The 14,301-nt window shown below is 73.1% G+C and carries 13 protein-coding genes and 1 pseudogene; all 14 read left to right on the forward strand.

All coding sequences use genetic code 11. The annotated features are described in order from the left end of the window. Positions 1-11 precede the first annotated feature (11 nt). On the forward strand, positions 12-1,061 hold the full coding sequence (argC, locus tag ACYVHQ_RS01885; RefSeq protein WP_460510408.1) for an N-acetyl-gamma-glutamyl-phosphate reductase: 1,050 nt from the start codon (positions 12-14) through the stop codon (positions 1,059-1,061). Next, positions 1,058-2,215 carry a bifunctional glutamate N-acetyltransferase/amino-acid acetyltransferase ArgJ gene (argJ, locus tag ACYVHQ_RS01890; RefSeq protein ID WP_460510410.1) on the forward strand — a complete coding sequence of 386 codons (1,158 nt, stop codon included), beginning with the start codon at positions 1,058-1,060 and terminating at the stop codon, positions 2,213-2,215. The genes argC and argJ overlap by 4 nt, the downstream gene beginning before the upstream one ends. Then, complete coding sequence (gene argB, locus ACYVHQ_RS01895; RefSeq protein ID WP_460510412.1) at positions 2,215-3,204, forward strand: acetylglutamate kinase; 990 nt, start codon at positions 2,215-2,217, stop codon at positions 3,202-3,204. The genes argJ and argB overlap by 1 nt, the downstream gene beginning before the upstream one ends. A 2-nt stretch (positions 3,205-3,206) precedes the next feature. Next, complete coding sequence (locus tag ACYVHQ_RS01900; RefSeq protein WP_460510414.1) at positions 3,207-4,403, forward strand: acetylornithine transaminase; 1,197 nt, start codon at positions 3,207-3,209, stop codon at positions 4,401-4,403. Then, positions 4,400-5,320: an ornithine carbamoyltransferase gene (argF, locus tag ACYVHQ_RS01905; protein WP_460510416.1), complete on the forward strand. Its 921-nt coding sequence runs from the start codon at positions 4,400-4,402 to the stop codon at positions 5,318-5,320. The genes ACYVHQ_RS01900 and argF overlap by 4 nt, the downstream gene beginning before the upstream one ends. A gap of 86 nt (positions 5,321-5,406) precedes the next feature. After that, positions 5,407-6,606, forward strand: coding sequence for an argininosuccinate synthase (locus ACYVHQ_RS01910; protein ID WP_460510418.1), 1,200 nt, complete (start codon positions 5,407-5,409; stop codon positions 6,604-6,606). Between the two features lie 2 nt (positions 6,607-6,608). Next, positions 6,609-8,105, forward strand: coding sequence for an argininosuccinate lyase (argH, locus tag ACYVHQ_RS01915; protein ID WP_460510420.1), 1,497 nt, complete (start codon positions 6,609-6,611; stop codon positions 8,103-8,105). Further along, positions 8,102-8,746, forward strand: coding sequence for a DNA-3-methyladenine glycosylase (locus ACYVHQ_RS01920; RefSeq protein ID WP_460510422.1), 645 nt, complete (start codon positions 8,102-8,104; stop codon positions 8,744-8,746). The genes argH and ACYVHQ_RS01920 overlap by 4 nt, the downstream gene beginning before the upstream one ends. A 12-nt stretch (positions 8,747-8,758) precedes the next feature. Then, a complete protein-coding gene (tyrS, locus tag ACYVHQ_RS01925) occupies positions 8,759-10,072 on the forward strand; it encodes a tyrosine--tRNA ligase (RefSeq protein ID WP_460510424.1) in 1,314 nt (437 codons plus the stop codon). Positions 10,073-10,091: 19 nt separating this feature from the next. Then, the gene (locus tag ACYVHQ_RS01930; RefSeq protein ID WP_460510426.1) at positions 10,092-11,066 is read left to right on the forward strand and encodes a site-specific tyrosine recombinase XerD; all 975 of its coding nucleotides are present in this window, start codon (positions 10,092-10,094) and stop codon (positions 11,064-11,066) included. A gap of 139 nt (positions 11,067-11,205) precedes the next feature. Continuing rightward, on the forward strand, positions 11,206-12,057 hold the full coding sequence (locus tag ACYVHQ_RS01935) for a ParA family protein (protein ID WP_460511211.1): 852 nt from the start codon (positions 11,206-11,208) through the stop codon (positions 12,055-12,057). Further along, entirely contained in the window at positions 12,041-12,898 is an 858-nt protein-coding gene (locus ACYVHQ_RS01940; RefSeq protein WP_460510428.1) for a segregation and condensation protein A, read from the forward strand. The genes ACYVHQ_RS01935 and ACYVHQ_RS01940 overlap by 17 nt, the downstream gene beginning before the upstream one ends. Then, positions 12,888-13,451 (forward strand): SMC-Scp complex subunit ScpB, encoded by a 564-nt coding sequence (gene scpB, locus ACYVHQ_RS01945; RefSeq protein ID WP_460510430.1) that lies wholly within the window; start codon positions 12,888-12,890, stop codon positions 13,449-13,451. Before ACYVHQ_RS01940 ends, scpB begins: the two co-directional genes overlap by 11 nt. Beyond that, positions 13,441-14,235, forward strand: a pseudogene (locus tag ACYVHQ_RS01950) (pseudouridine synthase); the annotation flags it as partial. The gene scpB and the pseudogene ACYVHQ_RS01950, both read left to right, overlap by 11 nt. Positions 14,236-14,301: the final 66 nt, after the last annotated feature.

Here is a 14,301-nt window from a genome sequence, read left to right on the forward strand (position 1 = left end):
AGGGTGGACCCATGCCCCTCTCCGTCGCCGTGGCGGGCGCCAGCGGCTATGCCGGTGGCGAGCTGCTCCGCATCCTGACCGCGCACCCCGACCTCGAGGTGCGCACGGTCACGGCGTTCTCGAACGCCGGCCAGCCGCTCGTCAGCGTGCAACCGCACCTCCGCAGCCTCAGCCACCTCACGCTCGTCGAGACCACCGCGGTCAACCTGCGCGGGCACGACGTCGTCTTCCTCGCGCTGCCGCACGGCAAGAGCGGGGCGATCACCGCCGAGCTGCCCGACGACGTGCTCGTCGTCGACTGCGGCGCCGACCACCGGCTCACCGACGAGGCCGACTGGGCCACGTTCTACGGTGGCGAGTTCTTCGGGGCCTGGACCTACGGCCTCCCCGAGCTGCTGCACGGTGGCACGGGCGGTCGTCAGCGCGACGAGCTCGTCGGCACGAAGCGCATCGCCGTGCCCGGGTGCAACGTCACCGCGATCACCCTGGGCCTCGCCCCGGGCGTGGCCGCGGGCGTCGTGGAGTCCACCGACATCGTGTCCGTGCTCGCCGTCGGCCCGTCCGGCGCCGGCAAGGCGCTCAAGGCGCACCTGCTCGCCAGCGAGATGCTGGGGTCGGCGTCGGCCTACGGCGTCGGCGGCACGCACCGGCACGTGCCCGAGGTGCAGCAGAACCTCCGGCTCGCCGGTGCGACCGAGGTCCGCCTGTCGTTCACCCCCGTGCTCGTGCCCATGTCGCGCGGCATCCTGGCCACGACCACCGCGACGCTCGCACCGGGCGTCTCGGCGCACGACGTGCGGGGCGCGTGGGAGCGGGCCTACGCGGCGGAGCCCTTCGTGCACCTCCTGCCCGAGGGCGAGTTCCCGCGCACGGCCGACACGATCGGGGCGAACACCTGCCTCGTCGGGATCGCCGTCGACGAGGCCGCCGAACGCGTCGTGGTCGTCAGCGCGCTCGACAACCTCGTCAAGGGCACGGCCGGGGCGGCCGTGCAGGCCGCGAACCTCGCCCTCGGCCTCGACGAGACCACCGGCCTGAGCGTCGACGGGGTGGCACCGTGAGCGTCACGGCCGCGCGGGGCTTCGCCGCGGCCGGCGTCGTCGCCGGGCTCAAGAGCACGGGCGCCCGCGACGTGGCGCTCGTCGTCAACCAGGGGCGCAGCAAGGCGGCCGCCGCCGTCTTCACGAGCAACCGGGCGAAGGCCCACCCCGTGCTGTGGTCGCAGCAGGTGCTGACCGACGGCGTCGTCGAGGCCGTCGTGCTCAACAGCGGGGGAGCCAACTGCTTCACCGGGCCCTTCGGCTTCCAGACGACGCACGCCACCGCCGAGCGGGTCGGCGAGCTGCTGGGCGTGGGCGCGGGCGACGTGGTCGTCTGCTCGACGGGCCTCATCGGCGTCGGTGACCAGGTCTTCCGCGACAAGGTCCTCGCCGGCAGCACCGAGGCCGCGGCTCAGCTCCGCGTCGACGGTGGCGACGACGCCGCGCGGGCCATCATGACCACCGACAGCCGCCCCAAGCAGGCCGTCGTCACGGGAGACGGCTGGGTCGTCGGCGGCATGGCGAAGGGCGCGGGCATGCTCGCGCCCGGCCTGGCCACCATGCTCGTCGTGCTGACCACCGACGCCGACCTGCCCGCCGCGCAGCTCGACGCGAGCCTCCGGCACGCCACGGGGCGCACGTTCGACCGGCTCGACTCCGACGGGTGCATGTCGACCAATGACACCGTCGTTCTGCTGGCCAGCGGCGAGTCGGGCGTGAGCCCCTCGCCCGAGGCGTTCTCCGCGGCGGTCGAGCAGCTCTGCGCCGACCTCGCCGAGCAGCTCCAGGGCGACGCCGAGGGCGCCTCGCACGACATCCGCATCGAGGTCGTCCACGCCGAGAGCGAGGCCGACGCCGTCGAGGTGGGGCGCTCCATCGCCCGCAACGCCCTGTTCAAGGCGGCCGTCTTCGGCAACGACCCCAACTGGGGTCGCGTGCTCGCGGCGATCGGGACGACCGGTGCCGCCTTCGACCCCTACGCCGTCGACGTGTCGATGAACGGCGTCCGCGTCTGCCACGAGGGCGCCCCCGACCGGCCGAGCGACGAGGTCGACCTGAGCTCGCGCGCGGTCCACGTGCTCGTCGACCTGGGCGTCGGCGAGGCCGAGGCGACGATCCTCACGAACGACCTCACGCACGACTACGTGCACGAGAACAGCGCGTACTCCAGCTGATGGCGGGCCCTCACCAGCAGGCACAGGGCGAGCAGGAGCTCGCCGCGGTCAAGGCCGCGACCCTCATCGAGTCGCTGCCGTGGCTCAAGCGCTTCTCGGGCGAGGTGGTCGTCGTCAAGTTCGGCGGCAACGCCATGGTCGACGCCGAGCTCGGTCGTGCGTTCGCCGAGGACATGGTCTACCTCCGCACGGTCGGACTGCGTCCCGTCGTCGTGCACGGCGGCGGTCCGCAGATCACCGCCGCCCTGGCCGAGGCGGGGATCCCGAGCGACTTCCGGGGCGGGTACCGCTACACGAGCACCGAGGCGATCACGGTCGTCAGCGAGGTCCTCACGGGTGGCGTCGCGGGCGAGCTCGTGGCCCAGATCGGCGAGCACGGCGACCTCGCCCGCGCGGTCTCACGCGACGGCGCCCCGATCTTCACGGGCAGGAGGCGCGAGGCCGTCGTCGACGGCGCCCCCGTCGACCTCGGCCACGTGGGCGACGTCGTCGCGGTCGACCCCTCGCGGGTGCTCGACGTGCTCGACGCCGGGCGCATCCCCGTGGTCTCGAGCCTCGCCGCCGACGAGGACGACGCGTCGCAGCTCCTCAACGTCAACGCGGACGCGGCGGCGGCGGCCCTGGCCGTCTCGCTGCGCGCGGCCAAGCTCGTGGTCCTCACCGACGTGGCCGGGCTCTACGCCGACTGGCCCGACCGGGACTCGCTCGTCGAGGCCATCTCGGTCTCGGCGCTGCGCGACCTCCTGCCGTCGCTCGAGTCGGGCATGATCCCCAAGATGCGGGCCTGCCTCGACGCGGTCGTCGGCGGCGTCGGCGGGGCGACCATCATCGACGGTCGCATCCCGCACTCGATCCTCCTCGAGGTCTTCACCCAGCGCGGGTCGGGCACCGAGGTCGTCCCCGACGAGCGAGCGGCGTCCACCGGCGCCGCCTCCGCCGTCCCCACCACCGCCCCGTCCGGGGCCCCCGAGAAGGAAGGACAGTCGTGACCATGACGCAGACGCAAGGCGGTACCTGGCAGCGCCGATTCGGCGATCACATCATGCGCTCGACGACGGTCCCGAAGGTCCTCCTCGAGCGCGGCAGCGGGTGCGAGGTGTGGGACTCGGAGGGCAAGCGCTACCTCGACTTCCTCGCCGGCATCGCGGTCAACGCCCTCGGTCACGCGCACCCGGTGCTCGTCGAGGCGATCGCCGCGCAGGCGGGCAGCTTGATCCACGTCTCGAACTACTTCGCGACCGCGCCGCAGCTGGAGCTCGCCGAGCGCCTGGTCCGGCTCACGGGTGCGGGGGAGCGCGGCCGGGTCTACTTCGGCAACAGCGGCGCCGAGGCCAACGAGGCCGCGTTCAAGCTCGCCCGGCTCAACCGTGGTGACGGGCGCCGCACGCGCGTCCTGGCGCTGCAGGCCTCGTTCCACGGTCGGACCATGGGCGCGCTCGCCCTCACCGGCAAGCCGGCGCTGCGCGAGCCGTTCGAGCCCGTGCCGGCCGGCGTCGAGCACATCGACACGACGCTCGAGGCTCTCGAGGCGGCCATGGACGACCGGGTCGCCGCGGTCTTCGTCGAGCCGATCAAGGGCGAGGCGGGGGTCCTCGACCTGCCCGACGGGTTCCTGGAGCGTGCCCGCGAGCTCACGACCGAGCACGGTGCGCTGCTGGTGCTCGACGAGATCCAGACGGGCATCGGCCGCACGGGCTCCTGGTTCGCGTTCCAGCGCTCCGGCATCGTGCCCGACGCGATCACCCTCGCCAAGGGGATCGCCGGCGGCGTGCCCATCGGCGCGCTCGTCACCTTCGGCGACGCGTCCGACCTCTTCGAGGCCGGGCAGCACGGCACCACCTTCGGGGGCAACCCGCTGGCCACGGCCGCGGCCAACGCCGTGCTCGGCGAGATCGAGCGCGCCGGCCTCGTCGACCAGGCGGCGCTCCGCGGCGCGCAGCTGCGCGCGGCGATCGAGGGCCTGCGCTCCCCGCTCGTCGCCGAGATCCGCGGCAGCGGGCTCCTGGTCGGCGTCGGGCTCACCCAGCCGGTCGCGGCCGAGATCGCCGCGGCCTGCCTCGAGGCCGGCCTCATCGTCAACGCCCCGAACGACTCGAGCATCCGGCTCGCCCCGCCCCTCATCGTGGGCGACGCCGAGATCGCCGAGTTCACGACCCTGTTCTCCACCGTCCTGGAAGGCCTCGCATGACCCGCCACTTCCTCCGCGACGACGACCTGTCGCCCGCCGAGCAGCTCGAGGTCCTCGACCTCGCCGACGCCATGAAGCGCGACCGTTGGGCGCGCCGTCCCCTCGAGGGGCCGCAGACGGTCGCCGTCATCTTCGACAAGTCCTCCACCCGCACCCGCGTCTCCTTCGCGGTGGGCGTCGCCGACCTGGGCGGCAGCCCGCTGATCATCGCCACGGCGAACAGCCAGCTGGGCGGCAAGGAGACCCCCTCCGACACCGCCCGCGTGCTCGAGCGCATGGTCTCGGCCATCGTCTGGCGCACGTACGCGCAGTCGGGCCTGGAGGAGATGGCCGCGGGCACGCGCGTCCCCGTCGTCAACGCGCTGAGCGACGACTTCCACCCGTGCCAGCTGCTCGCCGACCTGCAGACCATCCGTGAGCGCAAGGGCACCCTCGCGGGCCTCACCGTGACCTTCGTGGGCGACGGCCGCAGCAACATGGGCCAGAGCTACCTGCTCGCCTGCGCCACCGCGGGCATGCACGTCCGCGTGGCGGCACCGCAGGGCTTCCAGCCCGAGGCGGACGTCGTCGCGGACGCCGAGCGCATCGCCGCGGGCACCGCGGGCTCGGTGCTCGTCACCACCGACGTGCACGAGGCCGTCGCCTCCGCCGACGTCGTCGTCACCGACACCTGGGTGTCGATGGGCAAGGAGGACGAGAAGGCCGAGCGGGTCGCCGTCTTCGGCGCGTACAAGGTCGACGCCGCCCTCATGGGCGAGGCCGCCGACGACGCGATCTTCCTGCACTGCCTCCCCGCCGATCGCGGGTACGAGGTCGACGCCGACGTCATCGACGGACCCTCGAGCGTCATCTGGGACGAGGCCGAGAACCGCTTGCACGCCCAGAAGGCGCTGCTGGCCTGGCTCCTCGAGCACTGAGCCCCCGGCGGCGCCGACCGCCCGGTCGGCGTCGCCACCTACCCCCCTCACGACAGCACACGAACACCAACGCATCAAGGAGCACCATGGCGGAGCGCGTAGTCCTCGCATACTCGGGCGGCCTCGACACCTCGGTCGGCATCGGCTGGTTGGCCGACGCGACCGGCAAGGAGGTCGTGGCCCTGGCCGTCGACGTGGGTCAGGGCGGTGAGGACATGGAGGACATCCGTCAGCGTGCCCTCGGCTGCGGCGCCGTCGAGTCGGTCGTCGTCGACGCCAAGGAGGAGTTCGGCACGGACTACCTCATGCCGGCCCTCAAGGCCAACGCGATGTACCAGAAGACCTACCCGCTGGTCTCCGCCCTGAGCCGCCCGCTCATCGCGCGCCACCTCGCCCGCGTGGCGAAGGAGCTCGGCGCCGACAGCGTCGCGCACGGCTGCACCGGCAAGGGCAACGACCAGGTCCGCTTCGAGGCCGCCGTGGCCGCGCTCGCGCCCGACCTCACGAGCATCGCGCCGGTCCGCGACCTCGCCCTGACCCGCGACAAGGCGATCGTCTACGCCGAGCAGCACGACCTGCCGATCCGCCAGAGCGCGGCGAACCCGTACTCCATCGACAAGAACGTCTGGGGTCGCGCGGTCGAGACGGGCTTCCTCGAGGACCCGTGGAACGCTCCCATCGAGGACCTGTACGAGTACACGCAGGACCCGGCCGTCCTGAAGGACGCCGACGAGGTCGTCGTCCGCTTCGAGGCCGGGGTCCCGGTCGCGATCGACGGCGTGGCCTACACGCCGCTGGGCATCGTCGAGAGGATGAACGAGCTCGCCGGCAAGCACGGCGTCGGCCGCATCGACGTCGTCGAGGACCGCCTGGTCGGCATCAAGAGCCGCGAGGTCTACGAGGCCCCCGGCGCCGTGGCGCTCATCGTCGCGCACGAGGCCCTCGAGGCGCTCACCCTCGAGCGCGACCTCGGCCGCTACAAGCGGGGCGTCGAGGCCGAGTGGTCCAACCTCGTCTACGACGGCCTCTGGTTCTCCGGCCTCAAGCGCTCGCTCGACGTCTTCATCGACGACACGCAGCGCTACGTCTCGGGCGAGATCCGCCTCAAGCTGCAGGGCGGCCGCGCGGTCGTCACCGGTCAGCGCAGCGAGCAGAGCCTCTACGACTTCGACCTCGCGACCTACGACACGGGCGACACGTTCGACCAGTCGCTGTCGAAGGGCTTCATCGAGATCTGGTCGCTGCCCAGCAAGATCTCGGCGCGGCGCGACCTGAGCCAGCAGTAGGCATGGCGACCGACGACGCGACGACGCCCGACGTCACGGCCGGGGGCGGCGACGCCCCGGCCGTGACGGCCAACGAGCGTGCCGGTGAGGCGGGCTCCCTCTGGGGCGGCCGCTTCGCCTCCGGGCCGTCGCCCGAGCTGGCGGCGCTCAGCCGGTCGACGCAGTTCGACTGGCAGTTGGCACCGTACGACCTCGCCGGGTCGCGGGCGCACGCCCGCGCCCTGGCCGCGGCTGGGTACCTCGACGCCGACGAGTTGACGGCCATGGTCGCCGCGCTCGACGAGCTCGAGCAGCAGGTGGCGAGCGGTGCCTTCGCGCCCGAGGAGTCCGACGAGGACGTCCACTCGGCGCTCGAACGGGGCCTCATCGCGATCGCGGGCGTCGAGCTCGGCGGCAAGCTCCGTGCGGGCCGCAGCCGCAACGACCAGATCGCGACGCTGGTGCGCCTGTACCTGCGCCACCACGCCGCCACGATCGGCCGTCAGGTCGTCGCGCTCGTCGACGCCGTCGTCTCGCAGGCGACCGCCCACGAGACCGCGGTGATGCCCGGGCGCACGCACCTGCAGCACGCCCAGCCCGTGCTGCTGGCGCACCACCTCCTGGCGCACGCCTGGCCGCTGGTCCGCGACCTCGAGCGCCTGCGCGACTGGTCGCGGCGTGCCGGCGCGTCGCCCTACGGCGCCGGGGCGCTGGCGGGCAGCTCGCTCGGCCTCGACCCGCTGCTCGTGGCCACCGAGCTGGGCTTCGACCGGACGACCGAGAACTCGATCGACGCGACGGCCAGCCGTGACGTCGTGGCCGAGTTCGCCTTCGTCGCCGCCCAGATCGGGATCGACCTCTCGCGCCTGTCGGAGGAGATCATCCTCTGGTCGACGCGGGAGTTCGGCTTCGTCACGCTGCACGACGCGTTCTCGACCGGGTCGAGCATCATGCCGCAGAAGAAGAACCCCGACATCCCGGAGCTCGCCCGCGGCAAGTCCGGTCGCCTCATCGGCAACCTGACCGGCCTGCTGGCCACGCTCAAGGGGCTGCCGCTGGCGTACAACCGCGACCTGCAAGAGGACAAGGAGCCCGTCTTCGACTCCGTCACGCAGCTCGAGGTCCTGCTCCCGGCCTTCACGGGCCTGGTCGCGACGCTCACGTTCGACGAGGCCCGCATGGCCGAGCTGGCCCCGCAGGGCTTCTCGCTGGCGACGGACGTCGCCGAGTGGCTCGTGCGCCAGGGCGTGCCGTTCCGCGACGCGCACGAGATCAGCGGTGAGCTGGTCCGCTTCTGCGAGCAGCACGATCTCGAGCTCGACGAGCCGAGCGACGAGCAGTACCGCCAGGTGTCGCCGCACCTCACCCCTGACATCCGGGCCGTGCTGACCGTCGAGGGCTCGATCGCGAGCCGTCGGGGTGCGGGCGGCACGGCGCCCGAGCGCGTGGCCGAGCAGGTCGCGGCGCTGACCGAGCGCGTGCGCGGTCTCGTGCGGGAGCTGGACCCCGCCGTGGCGTGACCGATCCCGTACCCGGCCTCGACCCCGAGGCCGCCGCACTGCTGCAGGGCCCGGCCCTGGAGGTGGCACCGAGCCTGCTCGGTGCCGTCCTCCGGGTCGGGCCCGTGGCCGTCCGCCTGACCGAGGTCGAGGCGTACCACGGGCAGGGGCAGGACCCGGGATCGCACGCGCACCGGGGCGAGACGGCCCGCAACGGCAGCATGTTCCGGCCGGGCGGCACGCTCTACGTGTACCTCTCGTACGGCATCCACCGCTGCGTCAACGTCGTGTGCGGTCCCGAGGGCTACGCGTCGGGGCTGCTGCTCCGCGCCGGCGAGGTCGTCGCGGGGCTACCGGAGGCGCGGGCCCGGCGCGCGACGTCCCGTCGCGACGACGACCTCGCGAGCGGGCCCGGCCGGCTCGGCACGGCGCTCGGCATCGAGCTCGCCGACGACGGCCTCCGGCTCGGCACCGGACGCGCCTCGCTCCACCTCCCGTCCGGGCCCGCACCGGAGGTCGCCACCGGGCCGCGCGTGGGCGTGTCCGGGCACGCCGGGGGAGACGCCTTCCCGTGGCGGTTCTGGCTGCCCGGCGACCCGACGGTGTCGGCGTACCGGGCGGCCACGTCGCGCCGGGGGCGGGGCGGGCCTCCTGCGCGCTGATACCGTGTGCGGGTGACCAGCAGAACGACCGCGGACGTCCTGGCCGCCCAACGGAACGACCCCACCTTCGACGACGTGTGGGACGAACTGGTGTGGCGCGGCCTCGTGCACGTCTCGACCGACGCCGATGCCCTGAAGTCCCTCCTCGCCGGACCTGCGATCACCTATTACTGCGGCTTCGACCCGACGGCGCCGAGCCTGCACCTGGGCAACCTCGTGCAGCTGCTGACCCTGCGCCGCCTGCAGCTGGCGGGCCACAAGCCGCTCGGGCTCGTCGGCGGATCGACGGGCCTCATCGGCGACCCGCGCCCGACCGCCGAGCGCACGCTCAACACCCCCGAGGTCGTCGGCGAGTGGGTGCAGCGCATCCGTGGCCACGTCGAGAAGTTCCTGTCGCCCGACGGCGAGAACGGCCTCCGGGTGGTGGACAACCTCGACTGGACGAGCCCGATCTCGGCGATCGAGTTCCTCCGCGACATCGGCAAGCACTTCCGCGTGGGCACGATGCTGAAGAAGGACGCCGTGAGCGCGCGCCTCCACAGCGACGCGGGCATCAGCTACACCGAGTTCAGCTACCAGATCCTCCAGGCGCTCGACTACCGCGAGCTGCACGCGACCTACGGCTGCGTGCTGCAGACGGGCGGCAGCGACCAGTGGGGCAACCTCATCGGCGGCGTCGACCTCATCCGTCGCACCGAGGGCGTGGCCGTGCACGCGATCGGCACGCCGCTGATCACGAACAGCGACGGCACGAAGTTCGGCAAGAGCGAGGGCAACGCGATCTGGCTCGACGCCGAGCTGACGAGCCCGTACGCGCTGTACCAGTTCTGGCTCAACACCGACGACGCCGACGTGGTCGAGCGGCTGAAGGTCTTCACGTTCCTCGGGCGCGACGAGATCGAGCGCCTCGAACGGGCCGTGGCCGACGAGCCGTTCCGCCGCGAGGCGCAGCGCACGCTCGCGTGGGAGGTCACGCGCCTCGTGCACGGCGAGGCGGCGACACAGGCGGCGATCGACGCCTCCGGTGCGCTCTTCGGGCAGGGCGACCTCGCGCTGCTCGACGAGACGACGCTGCTGAGCGCGACGGCCGAGCTACCGTCGGCGACCCTCGAGGGCGGCGCGACGATCGCGCAGGCGCTCGTCGAGACGGGGCTCGTGGCCTCGCTGGGCGCGGCTCGTCGGGCCGCGTCCGAGGGTGGCGTCTACGCCAACAACGCGCGCGTCGCGTCGGCCGACCAGACGCTCGCCGAGAGCGGTCCGCTGCACGGCGTCGTCGTCGTGCGGCGGGGCAAGAAGACGCTCGCCGGGGTGACGATCAGCGCGTGACGCTCGTCGGGGCGACGCCGTGACGACCGTGCAGGAGGCCGTGGACCGCTACCTCAGGCACGTCACGGTCGAGCGCGGCCTCGCCCCGAACACGGCGGCGGCGTACCGCCGCGACCTCGTGCTCTGGGCCGAGCACCTGGCGGGCCTCGGGCGCGGCGACGTCGGCGCGGTGACGGCGGCCGACGTGGCGGCGTTCCCGGTGGCGCTGGCCACGCGGGCGGAGCGGGCGCTCGGGCCGTCGAGCGTCGCCCGTGTGCTCTCGAGCGTGCGGGGGCTGCACCGGTTCCTCCTCGAGGAGGGGCTCGTGGCTGCCGACGTGGCGGCGACGACCCGCCCGCCGAAGCAGCCGGCCCGGCTGCCCAAGGCGATCACGCTCGCGCAGGTCGAGGCGCTGCTGCGGGCCACCGACGGAGAGGAGCCCGAGCGGGTGCGCGACAAGGCGCTCCTCGAGCTGCTCTACGCGACGGGGGCCCGCGTCTCGGAGGCCGTCGGCCTCAACGTCGACGACGTCGTCGACGGCGACGTGGTCCGCCTGCTCGGCAAGGGGTCCAAGCAGCGGATCGTGCCGCTCGGCAGCTACGCGCGCCGGGCGCTCGACGCCTACCTGGTGCGGGCCCGTCCGGTCTTCTCGGTGCGGGGCGGGTCGACGCCCGCGCTGTTCCTCGGCAGCCGGGGAGCGCGGTTGAGCCGACAGTCGGCCTGGCTCGTGCTGCAGGCCGCCGGCGAGCGGGCCGAGCTCGACGTCGACGTGTCGCCGCACACCCTGCGGCACTCCTTCGCGACGCACCTGCTCGAGGGCGGGGCCGACGTCCGCGTGGTGCAGGAGCTCCTCGGGCACTCCTCGGTCGCGACGACGCAGCTCTACACGCTCGTCACGGCCGACGCCCTGCGCGACGTCTACACGACCGCGCACCCGCGGGCGACGACGGCGACCGCGGGGACCGTGCCGGGGTCGCCCGCGCCTCCTGCGCCCCCGGTCGCAACCGGTCCCTGACCAGGGTCAACCCTCATGTAGAGGGTGAGGCCCATCGTCCGTGTCGCGCGTGCCGCGCCCCGGCCCCGTCGGACCTCGCCGGTACCCTGGGAGGGTGAGCACGAAGCCGACCTCGAGCACCCCCACCCTCTTCGAGGGCGTGCCGGCGACGCCCGAGCTCGGGCCGACCGGTCGCCCGCGCACCGAGTTCCCGGTCCCCGAGCCGTTGGCGACGCACGGGCCCGCTCGCATCATCACGCTCTGCAACCAGAAGGGCGGCGTCGGCAAGACGACCACCAGCATCAACCTGGGCGCGGCGCTCGCCGAGTACGGCCGCCGCGTGCTCGCCATCGACTTCGACCCGCAGGGCGCCCTGTCGGCCGGCCTCGCGCTGCAGACCCACGACCAGGCCACCGTCTACGACCTGCTCATCGGCACCGTGAAGGACGCCCACGACGTCATCGTGCACTCGCGCGTGCCCGGCCTCGACGTCATGCCCGCCAACATCGACCTCTCCGCCGCCGAGGTGCACCTGGTCAACGAGGTCGCCCGTGAGCAGATCCTGGCGCGGGTCCTGCGCCAGGTCTCCGGCGAGTACGACGTCATCCTCATCGACTGCCAGCCCTCGCTCGGCCTGCTCACCGTCAACGCCCTCACGGCCGCGCACGGCGTGCTCATCCCGCTCGAGTGCGAGTTCTTCGCCCTCCGCGGCGTGGCCCTGCTCGTCGAGACCATCGACAAGGTCCGCGACCGCCTCAACCCGGCGATCGAGCTCGACGGGATCCTCCCCACGATGTTCGACTCGCGCACGTTGCACAGCCGTGAGGTGCTCGAGCGCGTCGTCGAGGCCTTCGGCGACCAGGTGCTCGAGACCGTCATCGGTCGCACCGTGAAGTTCCCCGACGCGACCGTCTCGGGCGTGCCCATCACGCAGTTCGCCCCCGAGCACGCGGCGGCCAAGGCGTACCGGCAGCTCGCGCGCGAGCTGATCTCCCGTGGTGCCGCTGCCTGAGGCGCCCGTCGCCGAACGGGGCGACGCCGGCCTCGACCTCGTTCCGCGCGAGGGCACGGGCGCGCGGTTCCGCGTCACGCTGGACAACTTCGAGGGCCCCTTCGACCTCCTGCTCTCGCTCATCACCAAGCGCGAGATGGACGTCACCGAGGTGGCGCTCTCGGCGGTCACCGACGAGTTCCTGAGCTACCTGCGCGACGTCGACGCCGAGGTCGACCTCGACCAGGCGAGCGAGTTCATCGTCGTGGCGGCGACGCTCCTCGACCTCAAGGTGGCGGGCCTCCTGCCCCAGGGCGAGCTCGTCGACGCCGAGGACGTCGCGCTGCTCGAGGCGCGCGACCTGCTCTTCGCGCGGCTGCTGCAGTACCGCGCCTTCAAGCTCGCCGCCCGGTGGTTCGCCGAGCACGCCGAGGCCGAGTCGCGTCGCCACGCCCGTTCGGTGCGCTTGGAGGAGAAGTACCGCGAGACCGTGCCCGAGCTGACCTGGACCCTCTCGCCCGACGACTTCGCCGCGCTCGCCGCACTCGCGCTCACGCCGCGCGAGGTGCCCACCGTCGGGCTCGACCACCTGCACGCGCCGCTGGTGAGCATCCGCGAGCAGGCCGCGCACGTCGTGGCGATGCTCAGGAGGTCCGGGGTCGCGACGTTCCGCGAGCTCGTCGCCGGCGTCGACCAGAAGGGCGTGGTGGTGGCCAGGTTCCTCGCGGTCCTCGAGCTCTACCGCACCGCCGCGCTCACGTTCGAGCAGGTCGAGCCGCTCGGCGAGCTGAGCCTGCGCTGGACCGCCGAGAGCTGGACGGACGAGTCCCTGGTGGCGTTGGGGGCCGACTATGACGGCTGACCTCGACCTGCTCCAGCGCCGCCTCGAGGCGCTGCTCATGGTGGCCGACGAGCCGCAGTCGCCCACGGAGCTTGCCACCGGTGCCGGTCGACCCGTCGCCGAGGTGCGGCGCGCGCTCACCGCACTCGTGGCCGACTACGACGGCGAGGCCGGCGGCCCACGGCGCGGCTTCGAGCTGCGCGAGGTGGGCGGCGGCTGGCGGTTCTACGTGCGCTCCGAGCACGATCCGCTCGTGCGCGATTTCGTGCTCACGCAGAACCCGACCAGACTGTCGCAGGCGGCCCTCGAGACCCTCGCGGTGATCGCCTACAAGCAACCCGTCACGCGCAGCGCCGTGGCGCAGATCCGGGCGGTGAACGTCGACTCGGTCGTGCGCACGCTGCTCGGGCGCGGCCTCGTCACCGAGGCCGGCACCGACCCCGTGACGGGCGCCGTCACCTACCAGACCACGGAGCTCCTCCTGACGCACCTCGGCATCACCTCCCTCGACGAGCTCCCGCTCCTGTCGCCCCTGCTCTCCGACGGCCGCGAAGGGGTCTCCGATGTCGCCTGACGCACCCACGACCGAGTCCCACGACGACGGCGACCTGCCCGGCGGCGAGCGCCTGCAGAAGGTCATGGCCGCCGCGGGCGTCGCCTCCCGCCGGGTCTCCGAAGACCTGATCGCCGCCGGCCGCGTGCGCGTCAACGGCCGCGTGGTCACCGAGCCCGGTCGTCGCATCGACCCCGAGACGGACGAGGTCGTCGTCGACGGCACGGTCGTGCAGCTCGACGCCACGCGCCGCTACGTCATGCTCAACAAGCCGGTCGGCATCGTCTCGTCGCTGAGCGACGAGCACGGCCGCCCCGACCTGCGGCAGTTCACCGAGGAGTACGACGAGCGCCTGTTCAACGTGGGCCGCCTCGACTCCGAGACCAGCGGCCTCCTGCTGCTCACGAACGACGGCCGCATCGCGCACGTGCTCGCGCACCCCTCGTTCGGCGTCACCAAGACGTACGTCGCGAAGGTGCGCGGCCAGGTCACGCGCGAGGTGCTCGCGCAGCTGTCGGCGGGCATCGAGCTCGACGACGGTCCGATCGCCGCCGACAAGGCGCGCCTCGTCGGGGGCGGGGCCGGCCTGTCGCGCTCGGGCGACTCCTCGCTCGTCGAGATCACCCTGCACTCGGGTCGCAACCGCATCGTGCGCCGCATGATGGAGGCGGTCGGCCACCCCGTGATCGACCTCGTCCGCCGCCAGTTCGGGCCCCTCCACCTCGGCACGCTCAAGATCGGCCACATGCGCGCCCTCACGCGCGACGAGCTCGGCGCGATCCTCACGCTCGCCCGCGACCCGCAGGACGCCCAGCGCCCCGACGACGCCGACGACCGCACCGGGCTCGCCGAGGCCGACGTCGTCGACGTC

The sequence above is a fragment of the Frigoribacterium salinisoli genome (assembly GCF_054781095.1).